22 protein-coding genes are annotated in these 22,483 nt (G+C 64.7%); 6 read left to right on the forward strand and 16 right to left on the reverse strand.

The features are described 5' to 3' along the window. The first annotated feature begins 23 nt into the window (after positions 1-23). The 3 genes from O3300_RS08185 to O3300_RS08195 all read left to right on the forward strand — a co-directional run bounded on the left by O3300_RS08185 (position 24) and on the right by O3300_RS08195 (position 3,139). Positions 24-1,049 (forward strand): MlaD family protein, encoded by a 1,026-nt coding sequence (locus tag O3300_RS08185; protein ID WP_099667239.1) that lies wholly within the window; start codon positions 24-26, stop codon positions 1,047-1,049. After that, positions 1,046-1,726, forward strand: coding sequence for a hypothetical protein (locus tag O3300_RS08190; protein ID WP_305052661.1), 681 nt, complete (start codon positions 1,046-1,048; stop codon positions 1,724-1,726). Before O3300_RS08185 ends, O3300_RS08190 begins: the two co-directional genes overlap by 4 nt. 87 nt (positions 1,727-1,813) lie before the next feature. After that, positions 1,814-3,139: an ATP-binding protein gene (locus O3300_RS08195; protein ID WP_305053140.1), complete on the forward strand. Its 1,326-nt coding sequence runs from the start codon at positions 1,814-1,816 to the stop codon at positions 3,137-3,139. Here O3300_RS08195 and O3300_RS08200 read toward each other — a convergent pair. The 8 genes from O3300_RS08200 to O3300_RS08235 form a co-directional block, all read right to left on the reverse strand. After that, on the reverse strand, positions 3,136-4,452 hold the full coding sequence (locus O3300_RS08200; RefSeq protein ID WP_305052662.1) for an HD domain-containing phosphohydrolase: 1,317 nt from the start codon (positions 4,450-4,452) through the stop codon (positions 3,136-3,138). The two genes, O3300_RS08195 and O3300_RS08200, sit on opposite strands and share 4 nt — an antisense overlap. Before the next feature lie 14 nt (positions 4,453-4,466). After that, a complete protein-coding gene (locus O3300_RS08205; protein WP_305052663.1) occupies positions 4,467-5,930 on the reverse strand; it encodes an ATP-binding protein in 1,464 nt (487 codons plus the stop codon). 14 nt (positions 5,931-5,944) lie between these two features. Then, positions 5,945-6,784 (reverse strand): HDOD domain-containing protein, encoded by an 840-nt coding sequence (locus O3300_RS08210; RefSeq protein ID WP_099667234.1) that lies wholly within the window; start codon positions 6,782-6,784, stop codon positions 5,945-5,947. Then, positions 6,781-7,113, reverse strand: coding sequence for a hypothetical protein (locus O3300_RS08215; RefSeq protein WP_305052664.1), 333 nt, complete (start codon positions 7,111-7,113; stop codon positions 6,781-6,783). The genes O3300_RS08210 and O3300_RS08215 overlap by 4 nt, the downstream gene beginning before the upstream one ends. A gap of 8 nt (positions 7,114-7,121) precedes the next feature. Continuing rightward, positions 7,122-7,946: a response regulator gene (locus tag O3300_RS08220; RefSeq protein ID WP_305052665.1), complete on the reverse strand. Its 825-nt coding sequence runs from the start codon at positions 7,944-7,946 to the stop codon at positions 7,122-7,124. A gap of 162 nt (positions 7,947-8,108) precedes the next feature. Next, positions 8,109-8,573, reverse strand: coding sequence for a hypothetical protein (locus tag O3300_RS08225; protein ID WP_305052666.1), 465 nt, complete (start codon positions 8,571-8,573; stop codon positions 8,109-8,111). Between the two features lie 81 nt (positions 8,574-8,654). After that, a complete protein-coding gene (locus tag O3300_RS08230) occupies positions 8,655-9,917 on the reverse strand; it encodes a DEAD/DEAH box helicase (protein ID WP_305052667.1) in 1,263 nt (420 codons plus the stop codon). A gap of 223 nt (positions 9,918-10,140) precedes the next feature. After that, positions 10,141-11,199 carry a DUF4105 domain-containing protein gene (locus O3300_RS08235; RefSeq protein ID WP_289916344.1) on the reverse strand — a complete coding sequence of 353 codons (1,059 nt, stop codon included), beginning with the start codon at positions 11,197-11,199 and terminating at the stop codon, positions 10,141-10,143. A gap of 183 nt (positions 11,200-11,382) precedes the next feature. Between O3300_RS08235 and O3300_RS08240 the strand changes: the two genes are divergently transcribed. Next, a complete protein-coding gene (locus tag O3300_RS08240) occupies positions 11,383-12,087 on the forward strand; it encodes a hypothetical protein (protein ID WP_305052668.1) in 705 nt (234 codons plus the stop codon). 2 nt (positions 12,088-12,089) lie between these two features. Here O3300_RS08240 and O3300_RS08245 read toward each other — a convergent pair whose 3' ends face one another. Next, positions 12,090-13,259 (reverse strand): mandelate racemase/muconate lactonizing enzyme family protein, encoded by a 1,170-nt coding sequence (locus O3300_RS08245; RefSeq protein WP_305052669.1) that lies wholly within the window; start codon positions 13,257-13,259, stop codon positions 12,090-12,092. 97 nt (positions 13,260-13,356) lie between these two features. Between O3300_RS08245 and O3300_RS08250 the strand changes: the two genes are divergently transcribed. Continuing rightward, positions 13,357-14,316, forward strand: a complete 960-nt coding sequence (locus tag O3300_RS08250) for a LysR family transcriptional regulator (RefSeq protein WP_305052670.1) — start codon at positions 13,357-13,359, stop codon at positions 14,314-14,316. Positions 14,317-14,319: 3 nt separating this feature from the next. Next, positions 14,320-15,183, forward strand: coding sequence for a flagellar motor stator protein MotA (motA, locus tag O3300_RS08255; protein ID WP_077406831.1), 864 nt, complete (start codon positions 14,320-14,322; stop codon positions 15,181-15,183). A 27-nt stretch (positions 15,184-15,210) separates the two neighbouring features. Here motA and O3300_RS08260 read toward each other — a convergent pair whose 3' ends face one another. The 7 genes from O3300_RS08260 to O3300_RS08290 all read right to left on the reverse strand — a co-directional run bounded on the left by O3300_RS08260 (position 15,211) and on the right by O3300_RS08290 (position 22,477). Further along, on the reverse strand, positions 15,211-15,609 hold the full coding sequence (locus O3300_RS08260; protein WP_305052671.1) for a VOC family protein: 399 nt from the start codon (positions 15,607-15,609) through the stop codon (positions 15,211-15,213). A 148-nt stretch (positions 15,610-15,757) separates the two neighbouring features. Continuing rightward, complete coding sequence (locus O3300_RS08265; RefSeq protein WP_305052672.1) at positions 15,758-17,224, reverse strand: PLP-dependent aminotransferase family protein; 1,467 nt, start codon at positions 17,222-17,224, stop codon at positions 15,758-15,760. A gap of 10 nt (positions 17,225-17,234) precedes the next feature. Next, complete coding sequence (locus tag O3300_RS08270; protein ID WP_289904286.1) at positions 17,235-17,819, reverse strand: LysE family translocator; 585 nt, start codon at positions 17,817-17,819, stop codon at positions 17,235-17,237. Between the two features lie 178 nt (positions 17,820-17,997). Beyond that, complete coding sequence (locus O3300_RS08275; RefSeq protein WP_305052673.1) at positions 17,998-18,483, reverse strand: MarR family winged helix-turn-helix transcriptional regulator; 486 nt, start codon at positions 18,481-18,483, stop codon at positions 17,998-18,000. Then, complete coding sequence (locus O3300_RS08280) at positions 18,476-19,807, reverse strand: S41 family peptidase (RefSeq protein ID WP_305052674.1); 1,332 nt, start codon at positions 19,805-19,807, stop codon at positions 18,476-18,478. The genes O3300_RS08275 and O3300_RS08280 overlap by 8 nt, the downstream gene beginning before the upstream one ends. Before the next feature lie 312 nt (positions 19,808-20,119). Then, positions 20,120-21,937 carry a DUF4153 domain-containing protein gene (locus tag O3300_RS08285; RefSeq protein ID WP_305052675.1) on the reverse strand — a complete coding sequence of 606 codons (1,818 nt, stop codon included), beginning with the start codon at positions 21,935-21,937 and terminating at the stop codon, positions 20,120-20,122. A 102-nt stretch (positions 21,938-22,039) separates the two neighbouring features. Next, entirely contained in the window at positions 22,040-22,477 is a 438-nt protein-coding gene (locus tag O3300_RS08290) for a hypothetical protein (protein WP_289897248.1), read from the reverse strand. Between the last annotated feature and the right edge of the window lie 6 nt (positions 22,478-22,483).

Consider the following 22,483-nt stretch of genomic DNA (forward strand, 5'->3'; position numbering starts at 1 on the left):
CACCCAAACGAGAGCCAGAAGCCATGAGCCAACCCCAAAATCCCGACCAGGTCGACGTGACGGCGCCCGCCGGTGTCGCGCAAGATGCCGTCCTGCCCGCCCCGCCGCCCGTGCGCCACGCGGAACTGAAGGCGGCCATTTTGCTCGTCTTCATGTTCGTGCTGGTGGTCGGCTCCGTCGTCTACCTGATGTATGCGCGCGGCGCCTTCGAAGCGACGCAGACGCTGGTGCTGACGGCCGACGATTCGGACGGCGTCGGCGTGGGCGCCGACCTGACCTTTTCCGGCTTTCCCATCGGCCGCGTGCAGCGCATCGAGCTGGCGCCGGACGGGCGCGCGCGCGTCATCATCGACGTGCCGCGCAAAGATGCGCACTGGCTGCGCACTAGCTCCATCTTCACCCTGGAACGGGGCATCGTGGGCGGCGCCAAGTTGCGCGCCTACAGCGGCATCCTGACGGACCCTCCCCTGCCTGACGACGCCACGCGCGACTTGCTGGTGGGCGACATGGCGGCGGAAATCCCCCGCCTGCTGGCCGCCGCCAAGGACTTGCTGAACAACCTGGGCAACCTGACGGGCAGCGATTCCGCGCTCGACGGCACCATGCGCAACGTGCAGGCCGTGACGGGCAAGCTGAGCGGTCCGGGCGGGGCCATGGGCTTGCTGACGGGCGACGACAAGCAGTCGCGCCTGCTGATCGAGCGGGCCAACGCCCTGCTGGTCACGGCCGACCAGCTGGCGCGCCGCACGGATGGCCTGGTGGCCAATGCCGATACGCGCGTCTTCGGCGACAAGGGCGTGATGACGGATGCGCAGGCAACCATCGTGCAGCTGAACGCCCTGCTGGCCGACACGCGCAACAGCCTGAAAAAAGTCGACGCCGTGCTGGTCGAGGCGCAAGCCGTGGGCGCCAACGCCAAGGCGGCCACGGCCGACCTGGGCCCGCTGCGCGCGGACGTGGAAAGCAATCTGCGCAAGGTCGAGCAGCTGGTCAATGAAATCAACCGCAAGTGGCCATTCAAGCGCAATCCGGAGATCAAACTGCCATGATAAATATCAATATCCTCCGGCCTGCCCTGGCCGCGCTGTTGTCCGCCGCGCTGGCCGCCTGCTCCAGCGGCCCGCCCGTGCCGGACTGGAAAATGAATGCGCAAAGTTCCGTCGAACGGTTTCAAGCGGCTTACCTGAGTGGCAACGCCCTCGTCGAACAGACGGAATTCCGGCGCGCCCGCAGCCAGGTGGCCGGCACGGGCAAGCTCGAACTCGTGGCGCGCATCGAACTGCTGCGCTGCGCCACGCGCGTGGCCAGCCTGGCCTTCGAGGACTGCGCCGGCTTTGACGCCCTGCAAGCCGACGCGACAGCCGCCGACCGCGCGTATGCGGCCTGGCTGGCCGGCAAGGCGCAAACGGCCGACGTCGCCCTGCTGCCGGAAGCGCAGCGGGCGGCCGCCGGCGCCGGCTCGGACACGGCCGCCGCCAGCGCCGTGGCCGCCATCAAGGACCCGCTGTCGCAGCTGGTGGCGGCCGGCGTGCTGCTGCGCGCCAGCCGCGCCACGCCGGAGCTGCTCGATACGGCCGTCGCCACGGCCTCGGACCAGGGCTGGCGCCGTCCGCTGCTGGCGTGGCTGGGCGTGCAGCGCCTGCGCGCCGAACAGGCGGGCGATACGCAGGCGGCGCAGCGCATCGCGCGGCGCATGGCGATCGTCGAGCAGCCGCTGGCCCCCTGAGCGCGCCGCTGGCGGCCCAGGGCAGGCAGAATCAGGCATAATCGAGCGGGGATGACATCAAGGCCGTGCAGGCAGCGAGGTGTGACGATGCAGTTCGAGGATTTCGACCTTTCCACTCCCGATACCGGCCGGCATGCCGGGTCGGCGCCTGGCGATGACGCCTCGGCCGCCACGGCCGTGCGCCTGCAATACCTGCTCGACAATACCCCCTCCATCATCTATTGCACCGTGCCCAGCGGCGACTTCAAGATGACGTTCGTCAGCAACAATGCCCTCAATGTACTGGGCTACCAGCCCGAGGAAATGGTGGCCGACCCCAATTTCTGGTTCGACCACATCCACCCCGACGATGCGCCCGGCATCTTTTCCAGCCTGGCGCAGATCTTCGTCGAAGGCGCGCGCGCCTATGAATACCGTTTTCGCGTGCGCGACGGCAGCTATCTGTGGATGCACGACAGCCTGCGCCTCGTGCGCGACGAGCACGGCGTGCCGTTCGAGGTGATCGGCTCGCTGACGGACATCACGGAACGCAAACGCATGGAAGCGATGCTGCAGGCGCGCGGCGAAGAGCAGCAACTACTGATCAGCAAGTTGCAGGAAGCGCACGACCAGCTGCTGCAATCGGAAAAGATGGCGTCCATCGGCCAGCTGGCGGCCGGCATCGCGCATGAAATCAATAACCCGATCGGCTTCGTCAATTCGAACATGAGTTCGCTGCAAGGCTATGTCGCCACCCTGTTCGACGTCATCGCGCAATACGAGGCGGCAATGCACGAGCCGCTCGACGGCCCCGCCCTGGCAGACAGGGTGGCCCAGGTGCGCGCGCAGGCCGACCTGGCCTTCCTGCAGGACGACATCGGCGACCTGGTGCGCGAATCGATGGATGGCCTCAAACGCGTGCGCGACATCGTGCAGGCGCTGAAGGATTTTTCCCACGTGGGCGAGACGGACTGGCAAGTGGCCAGCCTGCATGCGGGCCTGGACAGCACCCTGAACATCGTCGCCAACGAATTGAAATACAAGGCGCGCATCGAGAAACACTATGGCGAGCTGCCGCCGATACTATGCCTGGCCTCGCAGCTGAACCAGGTCTTCATGAACCTGCTCGTCAACGCGGGCCAGGCCATCGGCAGCGACGGCGTGATCAGCATCCGCACCGGTCACGCGGACGACTGGGTATGGGTGGAAATCGGCGACACGGGCGCCGGCATCGCGCCCGAGCACCTGAACCGCATCTTCGAGCCATTCTTCACCACCAAGGCCGTGGGCAGCGGCACGGGCCTGGGCCTGTCGCTGTCGTACGGCATCGTCAACAAGCACGGCGGACGCATCGACGTGGCCTCGGAAGTGGGCCGCGGCACGCGCTTTACCGTGCACCTGCCGCTGCAGCCGCCGGGCGCCACGAACGCCTAGGCATCTTTCGGCGGCGCGTACACGCGGATGCTCAGGCGCCCGCCATTCTTGCTTTCGAAGTCGAGCAGCTGGCTGATCACGCGGGCCGTCAGCACGTGTTCGGCCGCCAGCAGCATCAGGCCGTCGCGGCTGATCAGGTCGCGCGACAGCACCATGCCCGGCTCCAGCTGGCCCGACAGCACCGTCAGGTCGCGCGCCGGTGGTTCCGTCTCTTCCATGATGCCGCGGAAGGCGGCCACCACGGCCGGGTCGTAGCGCTTGCCGACGCTGTCGTAGATCAGGCTGCGGGCCTCGTCGGCGCGCAGGCTGCGCTGCACCATGGCGCCGATCTGCAAGCCGTCGTAATCGGACGCCAGCGCCAGGATGCGCGCGCCCAGCGGAATGGCCAGGCCCACCAGGCCATCGGGAAAGCCGCCGCCGTCGAAGCGCTCGAGCTGCGAGCGCAGGATCACGGAGACGGCGCGCAATTCCTCCAGCGCCATCAGCAGCTGTTCAGCGCGCAGCGGATGCTTGCGGAACGCGGCCAGCTGCTCGCCCGTCCAGGCGCTGGCCGGCAATTCCAGCACATCGTCGCTCAAGCTGAGCTTGCCAATATCCTTGAGCAGGGCCGCGATGAACACGTCGCGCGCTTCCTGCCCTTCCAGGCCCAGCGCCTGCGCCAGCTTGCGCGACAGCTCCGCCACCCGCCGCGCATGGCCAGCCAGCTTGCCGCCGCGCATCTCGATCAGGTTGGAAAACACCTTGATGGTCGTCACGAACGTGGCCTTCAGGCGCTCGTTGGCCGCCTGCACCTCGTCGTGCGACAGTTTCAGCTGCTGCGTGCGCGTGGCCACCTTCGCTTCCAGGCTGGCGTTGAGCGCCTGCAGTTCCACGTTCTGGCTGGCCGTCAGCGCTTCCAGCCGCCGTTTTTCCTCTTCCAGCGCGCGCCGTTCCAGCGCGTGGCGCACCACCAGCACGATATCGTTCTCGTCCCAGGGCTTGGTCACGTAGCGGTAGATCTCGCCCTGGTTGATGGCGTCGAGGATGGACTGGATGTCGGCATAGCCGGTCAGCAGCAAGCGCATGGTGCCGGGCCAGCGCCGGCGCACTTGGGCCAGGAATTGCGCGCCATCCATGTGCGGCATGCGCATGTCGGAGATGACCAGGTCCACCGTCTCGCTGTCGAGCAGGGCCAGGCCGGCCGCGCCGCTCTCGGCCGTCAGCACGCGGTAGCCGTGCGGACGGAACAGGCGGCGCAGCGACGACAGGATATTCGGTTCGTCGTCGACGCACAGGATGGTGGGTGGCGGCGCGGCCGCGGTGCTGGTGCTCATGCTGTCCTGTTCGGTCATGGTGCCACGGCCTGCGCCTGGCGCACGGGCAAGGTGATGCGGAAGGTGGTGCCGCGGCCGATGACGCTGCGCACGTCGATGCGGCCGTGGTGTTTCTGCACCGTCGTGTAGGCCAGCGACAGGCCCAGCCCCGTGCCCTTGCCGACGGCCTTGGTGGTGAAGAAGGGGTCGAAGATGCGCGACAGGTGTTCGGGCGCGATGCCGCCGCCCGTGTCCTCGACCTCGATCCACACTTCCGTGGCGTTGTCGCTGCCCGTGCGCAGGGTGATGCGTCCGCGCGCCTCGCCCATGGCGTGGGCCCCGTTGACGACCAGGTTCATGATCACCTGGTTCAGCTCGGAAGGCTGGCATTCGATATCGGGAATGTCGGCATATTCGCGCACCACGTCGGCCTTGTACTTGACCTCGTTGTTCACGATATTGAGCGTGGTATCGATGCCCTGGCGCAAGTCGGCCCAGACCCACTCCTGGTGCGCGTCCGTGCGCGAAAAGTCCTTCAGGTCCTGCACGATGCGGCGCACGCGCGCAATGCCTTCCTTCGATTCGCCCATCAGCATCGGTATGTCGGTGCGCAGGAAATCCAGGTCGATCTGTTCGCGCAGCGCCCGCAGGCGCGCCGCCACCACGGGGTCGGCGACGGCCGGTTCCGCTTCCTCATAGGCGTCCAGCATGGAAAACAGGTCGTCCAGGTAGCCTTCCAGCGTGCCGACGTTGGAAAACACATAGCCGATGGGATTGTTGATCTCGTGCGCCACGCCGGCGGCCAGCTGGCCGATCGACGCCAGCTTTTCCGACTGCAGCAGCTTTTGCTGGGCCAGCGACAGCTTGCTGTTCAATTCCGTCAGGGCCAGGTTGCGCTCGCGCAACTCCAGATCGGCGATCTGGCGCTGGCGGATATCGTCGGCCAGGCGCTCGTTCATTGCAGCCAGCTGGGCCGTGCGCTTGGCCACCAGGTGTTCCAGGTTGTCGTGCGCCTTGCGCAGCGCCAGTTCCGCCAGGCGCCGCTCGCTGACGTCGCGCAGGGTTTCGATGGCGCCCACCAGGCAGCCCTGGCGGTCGCGCAGGGGCGCCGCCGTGAAATGCAGCCAATGGCCGTCGGGGCCGATGTCGGCAAAGAAATCCTCGGCTTCGTAGGCGCCGGGGATCACGGAAGAGCGCTTCAGCTTGCCAAGATAGAGTTCATTTTCGCCGAATGCGATATCGTCGGCCACCAGCAAGTCGGCCAGGCAGGCGCGCGGCTGCGGATAAAACGCCTTCCAGTGGTCCCGCGTGCCGACCATCTCGGCGGCCGTGAAGCCCGTCAACTGTTCGCAGGCGCTGTTCCAGTGCGTGATCACGTGGTCCGTGTCGATGGCGAACGTGGCCACGGGATGGCCGTCGAAAAACGCCGACAGCGCGATGGAATCGGTCTTGCGGCGTTCCGGCTTGGCCGGCAGTGCCTGCCCTGCTTCTGTGTCCATGGCCTCTGTCCTGTTCATGCCAGCATGATCCGCGACATTTCATCGAAGGTGTGTTCCGTTTGCCGCAGCAGCGCCAGCCAGGCCGGCTCGTCCAGGGCGACGCTGCGCCAGCCCGTGGGCGACAGGGGCGGCACCAGCGCATCGTCGACGCCGGCCAGGTCGAGCGCCAGGGCGACGGCATTGGCCAGGTGCACGGCCAGCGGCAAGCCGCCCGCGTCCAGGCGGTCGATGGCATGGTGGTCGGCCACCGCCTGCTGTATCGCGGCGGGAAACTTCCAGTAGGCGGCCAGGGCACTGCCCACCTGCGCGTGATCGATGCCGATGACGGCCAGTTCCGCCTCGGCCATCTGGCAATCCTGCGCCTGGCGGTGGCTGCGCACGAGCGCGTGCTCGGCCGGGAAGCGCGTCACCAGCACCAGGGTGCCCAGGTCGTGCAGCAGTCCCGCCGTGAACGCCGTTTCCGGATTGACGCGCAAGTGCGGCGCCAGCAGGCGCGCGGCGATGGCCGTGGCCAGCGAGTGGCGCCAGAACGCCTGGAAATCGAAGCCGCCGCTGACGGGCGCGAAGCTGCCCGTCAGGGCGCAAGCCGTGACGACGGTGCGGATGCTGTGAAAGCCCAGCACGGAAACGGCTTGCGGAATGCTGGTGACCTTCGATTGCATGCCGTAGAACGAGGAGTTGGCGATGCGCAAGGTCTTTGCCGCCAGGGCCTGGTCCAGTTCGATCTTTTGCGCCAGCACATGCACGTCCGTATCGTCCTGGTCCATACTCGACAGCAGTTCCAGCACCACCACGGGCAGCGAGGGCAGTTCCTGTATCTGGCGGATGATATGTTCAAAACTGAGGCGTGTCATACCGCGCCCCCTTGGCGGTAGCGCTGCAGCAGCGCCAGCAGTTCCGCCCCCGCGGAATCGGGCGGCGTGGCGCGGAACAGCACGGCCAGCCGCTCCAGGCGGCGCGCCCGTTCCTGCTCGGCATGCGCCTGCGCGGCGGGGTCCGGCTCCTCGTCCATGACGACGTGGCAGCGCTCCACATTGCGCCTGCGCAAGGCCGTCAAGTTCGCCGCCGTCAGGGTGGCGCCCTGGGCCAGCAGCACGGCGCCGCTGGCGTCATTCAAGGCTTGCGCCAGCACCATGCCTTCCTGCGCCTGCTCCATGGAAATCTCGCGTCCGCTTGTACTCACGCTTATACTCATGTACCTGCTCCATGACGACTCAGGGTGACCAGGCTGCCGCGCGAGCGCGAATGCAAGCCCATCGGATGGACGGCCACGACATACGGCTGGCCATCGATGGCGGCCAGGCGGGGCGTGCCCTGCCCGTCGAACAGCTGCGGCAAGACGATCGCCGCCTCGTTGCCCAGCAAGGCCGCGCCCCGTTCGAACAGGTTCGCGGCCGCCCCGTTGATGAAGGCGATCATGCCGTCCTCGTCGAGCCCGATCACGGGCAGCGGCAGGAATTGCAGCACTTCGCGCGCGATGCCCAGGCTGACTTCATCGCGGCTGATCTGGTGCTGCTGCTGACACACCAGCGCCTGCATGGCGGCATTGGCCGCGGCCAGCGCCTGGTTGACGTCGCGCAGCTGGGCATTGAGGCGCACATTGTCGTCGTCGATGCCCTTCAGGCGAAACGCTTCGGCGATATGCTCGCGCAGCTGATGGTCTTCCCAGGGCTTGGTAAGAAACTTGAAGATGGCGCCCTCGTTGACGGCGTCCGTGACGGCCTGCAATTCGGTATAGCCCGACAGCATGATGCGGATGGTCTGTGGACACAGCAACTTGGCCTTGCGCAGGAAGTCGGCGCCCAGCATGCCGGGCATGCGCTGGTCCGACACGATGACGTCGACGGCATGGCTGGCCAGCACTTCCAGCCCTTCCTGGCCGCTGGCGGCCGTCAAAATATGGTAGCCGTCGCGCCGCAGCAGGCGCTTCAGGGAAGCGAGGATATTCGGCTCGTCATCGACCAGCAGCAAGGTGCGCGGCGGCGCCACGGCGTCCGCCGCCACAGTCCCTGGCATACCATGCTCATCGTGCACATCCATCGGACCATCCTCTCATCGCCGCGGCGATATCGGAGCTTGCCTGGAGGGGGGATTTGCCGCGCAGGAGAGTCTTGCGCGGCAGCCAGCCTGCCTTGAAATTATACGACTAAATATTCCTCTATGGCACTTATCCGGCATTTATCCGCGCCGTGCCGGACACGGCGTGTCGCGGTAAAACACAAAGCCGCCCAGGCCGATGGCCTGCGTATCGGCTTTCACGGCGTACACCAGCGTGTTCCTGGCCGCCTCAACCCTCAGCAGGTTCTGGTGCAGCACCGTTTGCGCGTGCGCCAGTTCCAGCGATGGGGTCGGCGCCAGCTGCAAACGCAGTTCGGACGTGGCCGCATCGTAGGCCCAGCGGCCTGGATTGAAGAAGGCGAAACCACCGTCGAAACGCAGGCTGCCATCCTTGAACTGGGTCAGGCAAATACCGGGAAATTCGCTGGGCGGGTTGTACCAGGTGGCGGCCACGGCGGCATCGGCCGGCGCCTTGCCCGGCATCTGCATGCCGGACGTGCCATGGTTGCCGCCCATGCCGGCGCAAGCGGCCAGCGCCGCGAGGCAGGCGGCAGCGGCCGCCCGTTTGATCATGATCCTGTGCATGCACGTCCCCTTGCTTTATAGAAACACAATCTTAGTCCGGGAAACGTGGCCGTTCAAGCGGCTAGCGCACATAAGGTGGATTTAATTGCCCTCGGCCGCCTTCGCCGCCAGGGCCGCGGCTTCGCGCAATTTGTCCTTCTTGCTCTTGCGCGCGCCCTTTACGCCGCCGTTGACCGTATCGGTGACGGGATGCACGGGCGCGGGCAGTTCCGTCGGCTCGAAACCGGCCACCACTTCGCGCACAATGCGCAAGTCGTTGCGGTTTTCGATCAGGCGGAAATGCGCTTCCGTATCGGCCGTCACGAAACTGATGGCCGTGCCGCTTTCGCCGGCGCGGCCCGTGCGGCCGATGCGATGCGTGTAGTCGACGGCCGAACGGGGCAAGTCATAGTTGACGACGGCCGGCAAGCCGGCGATGTCGATGCCGCGCGCGGCCACGTCGGTGGCCACCAGCACCTGCAAGCGGCACGCCTTGAAGTCGGCCAGCAGCTGGCTGCGCGTGCCCTGGCTGAATTCGCCGTGGAAGGCGCCCACGTGCAGGCCCGCGCGCTGCAGCTTGTCGGCCACGTGTTCGGCCGCGTACTTGGTGGCGACGAATACCAGCACGCGCTCCCACTGCTGCTGCAGGATCAGGTAGCGCAGCAGCTGCGTGCGGCGCGGCACGTCCACCGTGATGGCGCGCTGCACGATGTCGGGCTTGTCCTGCGGTTCGGACGCCACTTCGATGCGCACGGGTTCCCGGAGCAGGCCGTCGGCCAGCGCCTGCACGTTCTCGGGGAAGGTGGCGGAGAAGAACAGGTTTTGCCGCTGCTTGGGCAGCAGCGCCAGGATGGCGTTGATTTCTTCGCTGAAACCCATGTCGAGCAAACGGTCGGCTTCATCCAGGACGAACAGCGACACGCCGCCCAGTTTGACGGCATTCTGGCGCACCAGATCCAGCAGGCGGCCCGGCGTGGCGACGACGATATCGGCGCCGCCGCGCAAGTCCATCATCTGCGGATTGATCGACACGCCGCCGAACAGCACGGAAATCTTCAGTTTGATCGGCAGCGGCTTGGCCAGCGCGTGCACCGTCTGCCCCACCTGCGCCGCCAGCTCGCGCGTGGGCACGAGGATCAGCGCGCGCACCTGGCGCGGGCCGGAAACGGGCGCCATCAGCGCCTGCAGCAGCGGCAGCGCATAGGCGGCCGTCTTGCCGGAACCCGTCTGCGCCGCGCCCAGCACGTCGCTGCCGCGCAGGATGGCGGGAATGGCGGCCGCCTGGATGGCCGTCGGCGCGGCATAGCCGGCCTTGTCGACGGCGCGGACCAGGGCGGGAATCAGACCCAGTGAGGAAAATGGCATAGCGGGCCTTCTTATTATTTAGTCATGAAGTGAGACCGGCCGCAATGTGCGGCCGGTCGGGATAGCGACAGTATAAAGCAATGACAGATAACGCCCAACCAAGCCTACTGCGCGTCGGCATAGGCGGCCTGCGATGCTCACTGTACTAAAGTACAGTTCCGCTTCTCGACCACCTCTTCCTTCCGCTCGCTACGGTTTGGTTGGACGTTGTGCTGCAAGTTGATTACTGCCTGGGCATTTGCAGCTTCGGGTGGCCCGTTTCATCGTAGCCCGGCATGCCGCGACGGATCGCATGCGAAAAGTCCGCGTCGTCGTTGGCCGCCCGCGCGCGCGCCGTGACGTGGCCGCCATCGCGCAGCTGCTGGAAGGTCTGGCCGGGCACCAGGCCCTTGACGTCGAACAGGTAGCGGTCCAGGTAGCCCGAAGCCATCAGCCGGTAGTCGAGCGGCAGGCCCGGCACGATGCGGCGCACCATCTCGAAGACGATGGTGGTGCAGTTGGCCGTCAGGGTGTTGTAGAACTGCGGCTGGTTCTTCAGCGATTGCGCTTCGTCCAGGTAGGCGAGGAACAGCGAGCGCATGGCCGCCTTGGGCATCATCACGCGGTACAGATGCATGTCCTCGCCCCGGGCATTCGTGCGCACGCGCAGGATGTCGCGCTCGTCGGCGGCGATCAGGCTCATCTCGAAATGCTTGAAGAAACCGCCGATGGCGGAAAAGCTCTCGCCCTTTTCCTTGCGGATTTCGATGGAAAACGTCAAAAAGCGCCCGTCGGCAAAGCCGAACGAAATCAGGGTGTGCGCAATGTACGGCCCCGTCCAGTACGACAGCGCCGTGTCCACCGTGCGCAGCTCGTCGAGGTCGTAGCTGCGCTGTTCCCACTTGACCGTGTAGTCGTCGTCGCTGCGCCAGTCGAAATTGCGCACATTGTCCAGCGTAACGGTGCTGCCCTTGACCGTGCCCGTGACGTTGCGCGCCACGTCGTCGGCCCACACGCGCTGCTGTTTCGGCGTGATGAGGCTCCACCACAGGAGCAGCAGGAGAAAACCGGCCGCATATGGCAGCAGCACGCGCGCATCGCCGCGCGTCCACCACAGCGCGATGCTGGCCACGCCCAGCGCGCCCCACAGCAGCGCGCCGATGGCTTGCGCGGCCGTGCCGCCGGACAACTGGTACCACAGCGCCAGCGCGCCCCACAGTGCGGTCAACAGGAGAATCAGGGAAACGGCCATTTTGCCGATACTGCCCAGCACGGAGCGGGCACGATGTGATAAGAAAGTCATGCCGCAATTATAGGGCCAAGCGCAGGAACAGGTACGTTCAGGCAAGTGCCGCGGCAACAGGCCCCGACGGCGCAATCATTGCTTGCCTGCTAATTTATTTCATGAGAGCATATTGCCAAAATAAAATGTATAGACAAGGCGGCCTGTCACGGCAACGGCGCCTTGGCTTTCCCAGGAGATACCTTGCAGCCCCCTTCCCTGTACGCCCTTGCCGGCAGCCTCAATTCCCTCTTCATCGTCGTCAGCCTGTACGGGCTGTGGTCGCAGCTGCAAAAAATCTGGCAGCGCAAGCGCGATGCCGGCATCGGCGCCGGCAAGACGACCGACATCCTGTCCATCAACCAGTTCACCGTCAGCTTCCTCGCGTATTGCGCGTTCTTTGTGTACGGCTACTCGATCACGCCGTTCAACCACTACATCGTCTGGCCCCGCCTGGTCGCCTCGCTGATCGCGCTGGCCATCCTGTATGAAATCCACCGCGACCGCCGCAGCTTGACATCGCGCCATGCGCTGCTGGCCTGCGCGCTGCTGCTGGGCGCGGGCATGGCGGGGCTGGCCTTCGGCCCCACCTTCAGCGATGAAAAGCGCGTAATCTCGCAAGGCCTGCTCGTCGCCGTCACCGTGCTGCTGGCGCAGGGCTACGCGCACCAGATCCGCTTGATCTGGCGCTCGGGCAAGACGGGCGCCGTGTCCCTGAAAATGAGCCAGTTCATCCTCGCCATGGATGCCAGCACCATCTTCTTTGCCTGCGTCATGGGATTATCGACAGGCTGGCCCCTGCTGCTGCTGGCCTGCGTCAGCGCCACGACCAAGCTGATCATCATGTGGCTGTTCCGCTGGGAGAAGAGCAGCCCCGCCGCGCAGATGAAACGCCAGGCGCCGGCCTGAGCCTACAGCCCGCTCAGCGCGCGCATTTCCGCATACAGGTTCGCCTTGCCCTCGAAGCCGATGCCGACCAGGTCCGGCATGGTGATGTGGCCGTTTTCGACGCGCACGCCGTCGGGGAAGCCGCCGAAGGGCTGGAACAGGTCCGGATACGATTCATTGCCGCCCAGGCCCAGCCCTGCCGCGATATTCAGGGACATCTGGTGGCCGCCATGCGGGATGCAGCGGCTGCGCGACCAGCCGTGCTGCTGCAGCATGTCCAGGGTGCGCAGGTATTCCACCAGGCCGTAGCTGAGGGCGCAGTCGAACTGCAGCCAGTCGCGGTCGGCGCGCATGCCGCCGTAGCGGATCAGGTTGCGTGCATCCTGCATGGAAAACAGGTTCTCGCCCGTCGCCATCGGCTTGTCGTAATAGCTGCGCAAGGTCGCTTGCAACTCGAAGTCGAGCGGATCGCCCGCCTCTTCATACCAGAACAGGTCGTACTGGCGCAGCGCCTTGGCGTAGGCGATCGACGTGTCGAGGTCGAAACGGCCGTTGGCATCCACGCACAGCTTTTGCCCATCCTGCAGCACGTCCATGATGGCGTCGATGCGGCGCAAGTCTTCGTCCAGCGAAGCGCCGCCGATCTTCTTCTTGACCACCGTGTAGCCGCGGTCGATATAGCTGCGCATCTCGTCCTGCAGGGCGGACAGGCTCTGGCCCGGGTAGTAATAGCCGCCGGCCGCATACACGAACACTTTTTTGTCCGGCACGCCCGTGCCGTGGCGCTCGGCCAGCAGCTGGAACAGGGGCTTGTTCTCGATCTTCGCCACGGCGTCCCAGATGGCCATGTCGATGGTGCCGATGGCCACCGAGCGCTCGCCGTGACCGCCCGGCTTTTCATTGGTGTACATGCAATCCCACACCTTGTGCGGGTCGAAATTGCTTCCATCCGCCGTGACGAGCGAAGCGGGATCGGCGTCGAGGATGCGGGGGATGAAGCGCTCGCGCATCAGCATGCCCTGGCCGTAGCGGCCATTCGAATTGAAGCCGTAGCCGACGACGGGCTTGCCGTCGCGCATCACATCCGTGACGACGGCCACCAGGCTTAACGTCATCATGGTGAAATCGATGTAGGCGTTGCGGATGGGGGAAGAGATGGGGATGGTCTTTTCGCGGATCTCGACGATTTTCATGCGGGTCTCCTGTGTTTGAATGGTGACGCCAGCTTAACCGCGATACGTAATCGTATAATTGATAGCAATTTAAACCATTTTTCACTTGAAGTTAATAATGAAAAGCGACGCCACCACGGAAATGGCCTTCTTTGTGCTGCTGGCCAAGCTGGGCAGCCTGTCGGCCACGGCGCGCGAGCTGGGCATCACGCCGCCCGCCGTCAGCAAGCGCCTGCAGCTGATGGAGCAGCGCCTGGGCGTGCGCCTGCTGAACCGCAGCACGCGGCGCATCAGCCTGACGGGCGACGGCGAAAGTTATCTGCAGCAGGCGCGGCAGATCCTCGACGATATCCGCGCCATGGAAGAGTCGCTGGCTAGCGGCAGCGCCGAACCCAAGGGGTTGCTGCGCGTGAATGCCACCTTGGGTTTCGGCCGCACGGTGATCGCGCCCCTGCTGTCGCAATTCGCCCTGCGCCACCCGCAGCTGGAAGTGCAGCTGCAACTGACGGACAGCCCCATCAACCTGGTCGAGCAGGCGTACGACCTGGGCATCCGCTTCGGCGACTTGCCCGACACGCGTTTGTCGGCCCGCAAGATCATGTCGAACCGGCGCTTCCTGTGCGCCTCGCCCACCTACCTGCAGGCACACGGCACGCCGCGCACCCCGGACGAGCTGGCGCAGCACCGCTGCATCGTGCACCGGCAAAACGATGACGCCTACGGCATCTGGCGCTTGAGCAAAGGGCGTGCCACCCACACTGTGAAGGTGCGCGGCACGGTGGCCAGCAACGATGGCGACGTGGTGCTGGGCTGGGCCCTGGACGGGCACGGCATCCTGCTGCGCTCGGAATGGGACCTGGCCCGCTACCTCGACAGCGGCCGCCTGCGCGTTGTGCTGGACGATTACGCGCTGGCGCCGGCCGACCTGTACGCCTATTATCCGAGCCGTCACCAATTGCCCGCCAAAGTGCGCGCTTTTATCAATTTTCTCATCCAGCAGCTGCAGCCGGACGCGGCTACCGCAGGCAAATCGGGTTACACTACAATATTGCGATATGGCAATATTATGAAGGAGTAGGTTTTGCTAGTCATACTCGGATTTCTCGTCGTGCTGTTTTCCGTCTTCGGCGGCTTCGCCATGCAGGGCGGCCATTTGGCGGCCCTGTTCCAGCCGCTGGAACTGCTGATGATCGGCGGCGCGGCGCTGGGCACCTTCTTTGTCGGCAACGACGCCAAGGCCATCCGCGCCACGTTCGCGGCCATCCCCACCCTGTTCCACGGCTCGCAATACACGAAGGCCCGCTATATGGAACTGATGGGGCTGATGTATGAAATCCTCAGCAAGATCCGCAAGGAAGGCTTGATGTCGGTCGAGGACGATATCGACGACCCGTACCGCAGCCCCATCTTCGTGAAATACCCGTACACGCTCGGTGACGAGCACATCCTGGAATTCATTACCGATTATCTGCGCCTGATGGTGTCGGGCAATATGGATGCTTATCAGATCGAAAACCTGATGGATAACGAGATCGAGACGCACCATGAAGATGCGGAAATGCCGATCCAGACGATTTCGCAGCTGGCCGACGCCATGCCCGCCTTCGGCATCGTGGCCGCCGTGATGGGCGTCGTACACACGATGGCCTCCGTCGGCTTGCCGCCGGCCGAGCTGGGCGTGCTGATCGCGCAGGCGCTGGTGGGCACCTTCATCGGCATCCTGCTGGCCTACGGCTTCATCGCGCCGCTGGCCAGCTTGCTGCGCCGCAAGCACCATGAAACGGCAAAGATGTATCAGTGCGTGAAAGTGACCTTGCTGGCCAGCCTGAACGGCTATGCGCCGGCGCTGGCCGTGGAATTCGGCCGCAAGGTCATTTCCGCCACGGAACGCCCCTCGTTCAGCGAACTGGAAAACCACGTGCGCCAGGTGCGCACGAAAAACTGATACGGCCTGTTCCGCTTGCTCGGCGCGTCAGGCTTCCGGCGCCGTCCAGACCAGGTTCCACAGGTGGCCATCGATATCCTCGAAGCCCTGGTCGTACATGAAACCATGGTCTTCCGGCGGATGCGGTATGCGGCCACCGGCGGCCTTGGCCCTGGCGATCAGGCTGTCCACCTCTTCCCGACTTTCGCAACTGAGGCAAATGACCACTTCATTGGCCTCTTTTGCCTTCGCCACCGGTTTGCCGATCAGGGACTGGAAGAAGGTTTCGGTCGTCAGCATGGCCTGGATGGTGTCGTCGACGATGTTCATGAAGGCCGCGTTCTCGCCGCTGAAGCGGGAATTGAAGGTAAAGCCGAGGGCGGAAAAGAAGGCCCTGGATTTCTCCAGGTCCTTCACGGGCAGGTTGAGGATGATCTGTTTGTTCATGGCGCTTCCTTGTTTCCCTGGTGAAAGTGGAATGGGCAACCGGTGCGCCGTCCCGGCGACGGGGGGGCGGCATACCAAATTGACACGCTGACGAAAAAAGAGCCCCTCCAGAATATCAATAAATGACAAGGAAAGGCGCAGACCATGCTCAGGGCTTGCCGCCGAGGCTGGCGGCGCCGCTGGCGCGGGCCAGGCTTGAGCGTGCGCCAGCCACCGCGCGCAGGCGCTCTTCAAGGTAGGCGCTCACGCGGGGATACTGGCTGAAGGCGACGTTGAAGCGGATGTGCTGGTCGGGCGTGTCGTTGGCCGAGAACGCGGCGCCGCGCATCAGCAGGATCTTGTTGCGGTAGGCGTCCTGCACCAGCAAGTCCACGTCCAGCCCTTCGGGCATGCTGCCCCACAGGAAAATGCCGGCGTCGCCGGGTTGCTCGAACAGCACGCCGGCCGCGCTCAATTGCCGCGTGCTGGCGTTGCGCGCCACCATGATCTTGCGTTGCAGCCGCTCCAGGTGCTTGCGCAGGTTGCCGGCCTTGAGCACTTCCAGCAAAACGTATTCGTTCAGCGCAGGCAAAGTCATGATGGCGTGGATCTTGGTGCGCATCAGCAGCTTGAGCAAGGCGGGCGCCGCGGCCAGGTAGCCCATGCGCAGGGCCGGGCTCAGCGCCTTGCACAGGCTGGAGTAGTAGATCACACCGTCCAGTCCGGACAGCGATGCCAGCCGCGTGCTGTGGCCGGGCTGAAAATGGCCGTGCACGTCGTCTTCGGCGATCAGGAAGCCATGCTGCTGCGCCATGATCAGCACCTTGTGCAGGTTGGCGGCGCTGCTGCTCCACCCGGTGGGGTTGTGCAAGGCCGTCTGCACAAACAGCAGGCGCGGACGGTGCGCGCGGCAGGCCGCTTCCAGCTCGTCCAGGTCGAGGCCATCGGGGCGGCGCCTGATGGGCACCAGGCGCACGCCGTCCTGGCGCAGCCTGCCGAACATCAGGAAATATCCGGGGTCTTCCACCAGCACCGTATCGCCGGGCTGCAAAAACGTGCGGCAGATCAGATCGATTGCATGGGTGCCGCCGAACGTGGTGAGGATGTGGCTGGCGTCCGCGGCGACGCCGATGCCGCGCAACAGCAGCGCGATCTGCTCGCGCAGTTCGGCCAGCCCTTGCGGCGGACAGCGCGAGGCCATGCCGGCCGCGCTGCGCGCCAGGCCACGCTGCACGGCGGCCGCCGGCAGCGCATCCTGCAGCCAGGTGGGCGGCAAGGCTCCGCTGCTGGCCAATATCACGCCCGGACGCTGGTCGTTCACTTGCTGGCTCAGCCAGACCGGCTCCTGCTCCTGGCCTGCTTCCAGCGCCACCTCGTCGGGAATGGCGCTGCCGGCGTCAGCTGGCGTGCAGACGAAGAAGCCCGTCGTGCCGTGCGTATCGATGACGCCTGCGGCCACCAGCCTGTCATACGCCACCACCACGGTGTTGGTGCTCACCGCGAGCTGCGTGGCAAGCTGGCGGATCGACGGCAGCCTGGTCCCGCCGGGCAGGACGCGTTGCGCGATCTGCTGGCGCAATGCGGCCTCGATCTGCTGGAACAGGGCGATGGGCGAGGAGCGGTCGATGGCGAACATGGGTGGCAGTCTAGCGCAAAAACAGCACGGCGAGGACCAGCAGGACGGCCCCCATCGCCAGATTGAATATGCGCTGGTTGCGGGGCGCTTTCAGCACGCTGCGGATCGAGACGCCGAACAGCGCCCACATGGCGTTGCACGGCGTGCCCACCACGGTGCCGGTCGCGGACACCAGCAGCGCGCTGGCGAGCATGTTGCCCTGCGCAGGCATGAAGACGGACGCCATGGTGACCGCCTTGAGCCAGCTCTTGGGGTTCAGCGCCTGAAACAGCGCCGCCTGCGCAAACGACACGGCCTTCGGCGCGCTGCTTCCCGCCACCGAGGCGCCGGCCAGCTTCCAGGCCAGGAATATCAGGTACAGCGCGCCCGCGATCCGCAGCACCTGCTGCGCCATCGGATACGCGACGAACACGCTGCCCAGGCCCACGCACATGAGCACGGTCTGCACGAAGATGCCGGCCTGGATGCCGAGAATCACCGGCAGCGCACCGCGATAGCCGAAATTGGCGCCGGTGGTGGCCAGCATGACGTTGTTCGGCCCGGGCGTGGCGGACATCACAAAGCAATAGCTCATCAGGGGCAAGAGTTCGGTCATGGCAGGCAGTCGCAGCGTGGAGAAGGCCCCAGTCTAGAAGCGCGGCACGCCAGGGACAAGGCACAAGGCGACCCATACAAGCACATGCTGTATCAGTCGAACGACTGCTACAGCGGCCCCCCGCCCGGACAAGCATGCGGAAAGCTCTGCTCGCGGCCTGAAGCAAACACCGTCTGCGTCAGCCCGGGGAATCGATGCGTTTGTCCAGCGGCTTCGCGTGGAGGGCATCGGCGGCCCGATCCACGAATTGCCTCACGTCCCCCACCTCGGCAAACAAGCCGGCATAGGCCGCCCGTATCAGCACCGTGCACTGCCCGAATTTCGCCAGCTGCGACAAACCCTCATCAGTGGGCATGAATATCCGTCGCCGGGCATCATTGTCATCGTTCCGATGCTGTATCAGGCCCAGGCGGAGCAGCTTGGGTATCTTTTGCATGACCAGCTGGTGCGAATGTCCGAGTTCGCGCGCCAGGTCCGAGGCGGAGGCCGTGCCGAGCGTCGCCAGAACAGTCATCAGCGAACACGAACGAACCGGGATGACGATCCCCATCGTGTCGAAGACGGTCTGGGATTGCTCAGCGATCAGGACGCTCAGCCGTTCGACGGCGCGGCCGAGAAACACGGCGTCATCGATCGCGGCCGGGTGAGGTGTCTTCTCAGTCAAGGCGCTTGTACCTCTGGATGCCGCCGTCCTGGTTCACGCGTTCCAGCGCCGTCACTTTCCCGCGCGAAACATTCAAGCGGTATCGAAAATCCGACACGCCTTCCACCGCGAACAGGTCGGGACCGATCGGCTCCAGCGCGACCCGAAACCGGTCGCGCCAGATAATGTAGAGCGTGCCCTTGTCCAGGACGATCTGGCGGCCTTCATATTTTCCGGCGGCTTGCGTCAACAGCCCGGCATCGACATGCGGGCGCTCGATCGCTGCCGTCAAGCTGGGGAGCAGCCAGGCAAGTTCGGTTCGCCTGGCGTCATCGGTCTTCGCCAGATGTTCAAGCGCCAGCTTGTGCGCCAGAGGCAACGCGCGGATGGACGGGCTTGGAATATCGGGTTGCACGCCGGTTCCTTCGAAATCGCCATGCTCCACGGGATCCTGGATCTGGCCGATCGGCACTTGCACGAAAAAATCGTCGTTGAGCGGCTTGCGGGCCACCGGATGCGCACCGCCGGCGGTGCGCTCCCCGATCAGTGTCGCTCGCCCGAGCTTCTTCATCGCATAGGAAAACCATTCTGCGGAGGAAAACGACGTGGAGCCGGTCAGGATATAGACGGGCTTGTCCACCATGCGCTTGCCCGGCAGGCCCGGCAACACCCATTGCCCGCGCTGGATACGCTTGCCATCCTCGTTATAGTAATAGTCAAAGAGCAGCTGGTCTTTCTCGCTGGAGAAGAAATAGCTCGCCAGAAACTGCGCCATTTCCAGATGCCCGCCATTGTTATAGCGCAAATCGATGATGAGGGCGTCCGTATTGCCGACGAAGCGCATAACGGACGCCGCCGTATCATGGGCAAGTTCCGGATCGGCAAAATAGCTGAAGCGTAGATAACCGATATTTCCCTTCAGGCGAGCGACCTCGTCGAAACCGAAATTGGTCTCCTCCAGCCTGCTCAATTCTTCTTTGCGTATCTTGGCCTTGAGCGTCGGGTTGGCCTTTGCCTTGAATTCCGCGATCCATTTGGGGTCGGCGCCCACGAAGAAATGCAGGTCGCCGCTGACTTTGACGAGGTCGTCCGTCAGCTTGCTCGCAAACTCTGCCTGCGTCGTCGCCGAGTCATAATCGCCCTTGGTCAGATGCTCCTGAAGCACCGGCGCAATTTTTCTTGCGATGTCCGGAAACGCGTAGTTTGCATTCAAGGTGCTATTGAGGGAGGCGATGATCTCGCTCTTTTCATTGCGCGAAAGGCCAGGCTCCCCGGCAAAAGCGCCCGGTGCGCACAGGATGGACAAGGCCGACAGCGTTTGAAGCAGACATAAGTGATAACGCATTCTGATGTTCCCCCTCGGTGAAATCCAATCATACAATATATTGCGCAACATATTGCAGAAAAATCAAATCACCTCGATGAGGAAAACAAACAGCATCCGCTTCCATCCGATCTGTTCTCGCCAGAAGGGTGGCTCGGCCAGCGCTGTCAGATTCAACGCTTCAGTGGCAGCCTCCGGCCGGCCATCGTCATTCGCAGCTTCCGCCGATACGGGACCGTCGGAATGATGCAGTGCACGACATTGCTGCCTTCAGGGCAAGCTGGCGGTGTCGTCCGGCGCTGCAAGCCCCGCTGCGCGCCCTCCTCCTGCCATTTACGGTGCCGGCGTCGTTTCGTCCGGGCAGCTGACCTCGTCCTCCGGCGTATACAAAGTCATCGGCACGCGCTGGCCATCCACTTCCAGCTCGCGCACCTTCGGCGGCACCAGTTGGAACTGGCCCGCTTGCAGCTTCTCGCGCAGGGGCTTGCAGCGCAGGGCATCGGTGGGGATTTGCCCGCGCGCCGTCCAGCTGCCGTCTTCTTTTTCCGCCAGCAACACCGACGAGGCACGCGGATCATTGCTGATCAGCAACACGTCCTGCTTGCCGTCGCCATCGAAATCGAGCAGGTAGGCGTCGCACTGCGGCCCTGCCCGCTTCAAGCAGGCGGGCAGGCGCCAGGCGGGGCCCACTTGCGTCCAGTCCTGGCGCAGGAAACTGTCCGGCAGCTTCGCCGTCGCCGGACGCAGGGTCAGGTTGATCGACACGTCGCTCAGCGCGCCCGTCTCGTCGAGGCGGTTCTGGCGCTTGAGCATGGCGTCGGCGCGCGCCCGCACGATGGCCGCATCCGGGCCCGTCGTGCGTTTCGTCAATTCCTGCAAGGCCGCCTGGCCATAGCGGGCGCCCTGGAAGCGCAGGTATTCGAAATCGAACTTGTCCACGCCCACCTTGCCGCTGTCCAGGCGCGCCATCTGGCTGGCCACGGAAATGCGCGCCGGGTCCGCCAGCGGCGAGAACAGGGCGAACAGCACCAGCAGGGTAACAAAGGCGGTGGCCACGTTGACGTTGGCGATCAGGTGCAGCCAGTCGCCATACTTGCTGGCCGCCCAGGCATAGCCGGCCGCGTAGCAGGTGGCGACCAGCAGGCAGGCGGCCGCGATCAGGCGGTCGGACGTCCAGCCGTGCGACATCACGCGCAAGGTCAGCGCATAGATGGCGATGCCCACCACCCACGGGAGCAGCAGGCAAGCCAGGCGCGTGCCCAGGCGGATGCCGCGCGCCACGCCATGGCCTACTTCGCCGTTCTGGAAGGCGGCATTGATCAGCACCACCAGCACGCCGGCCATGCCCAGCAGCACGGACGCCGCATGGCGCGTGGCCCACAGGCGCTCGAAGCCGATGAAAGGCAAGGTCAGCAGGAAACCGGAGACGAGCACGGCGGCGATCGGCATCAGCCACGACAGCAGCACCAGCAGCAAGGTGCGGATGCCGCGCACGATGGATGGGCGCACGTCGGTGATGTGGATGGCAAAGGAAAACGCGAAGCAGATGACGGGAATCACGAACCAGGCCTGGCCCAGCAGCTTTTTCAGGAAACTGAGCTTAATCAGCAGGAACAATTGCCCGCCCAGCCACAGCACCAGCCACAAACCCAGCACGAACAGCAGGGAAAACAGCAACTGGATGCCCAGCTTCCAGGCGATTTCAAAGTAGGTCGGGTAGCGGGCGATGCGCCGGCCATCCTGGGCGCTGGCCAGCACCAGCGCGTGGGCGATATAAAACCCCACCACGCAAAAACCGAACAGCTGGGCCGAAATCACGCGCAGCGGCGCGCCCGGCTTGTAGTTGCCCCAAATCACGTGCTCAGCGCCACGCGCCACGTCGTGCCAGGCCAGCACGGCCAGCACGACGGCCGCGCCGGCCATCCACAGGGCGATGCGCTTGAGGGACATGTGACCCAGGCTGGACACCAGCAAGATGGGCAACAGCAAGCTGATCAGCATCAACGGGCCCAGCAGATAGGCTTCCGTGGCGGGCCACACCTTGTCTTGCGCCGTGCTGTACAGCCAGTACAGCAGCAAGCCTTGCAGCAGGCCCGTCACCAGGCGCGTCACCGCGATGCGCGGCGCCACCACCGGATCGAGCAACGCCATGTTTTTTCCTGCGGCATCCTGCTGCATAGTCATTCCCTTAATAGTCGTTCATTGCAGTCATTGTTGCACTGCGAGCACGGCCATTATTGCATTTCGTTATCGTCATCTCAACAGCGATTCGCGCGCGCGCCCTTCCCGCCCACCCTCGCTGCGGCGCACCGGCAAGCTTTGCGCGAGACCCCAGGCCAGCTCCGGCACGAGGAACAGCCACAGCAGGGGCTGGCCCGTCATGAGCAAGGCCCACGCCATCCAGGTGGAAAACAGGTAGCGGGCCACGGCGTCATAGCGGCCGAAGCGCGGCTGCGGATCGAGCATGCGCAGCACCGACCAGACCATCACCACGCTGCCCAGCAAGCTGCTGATGAGCAAATGCAAGGGTTCGAACACTGGCAGTGGCGCGCCGCCCAGGGCCAGGTTGATGGCGTTCAAGTGCTCGCGCAGCAGCAAAAACGTCCACGGCGTGGTAAACGGGGCAATCATGAGCACATCGTAAATGGCGCTGGCGCGCACCACGCGGCGGAAGGCGGAAACGGACAACATGGCAAC

This window comes from Janthinobacterium sp. SUN206 (assembly GCF_030587305.1).
GTDB classification, from domain to species: Bacteria; Pseudomonadota; Gammaproteobacteria; order Burkholderiales; family Burkholderiaceae_D; genus Janthinobacterium; species Janthinobacterium kumbetense.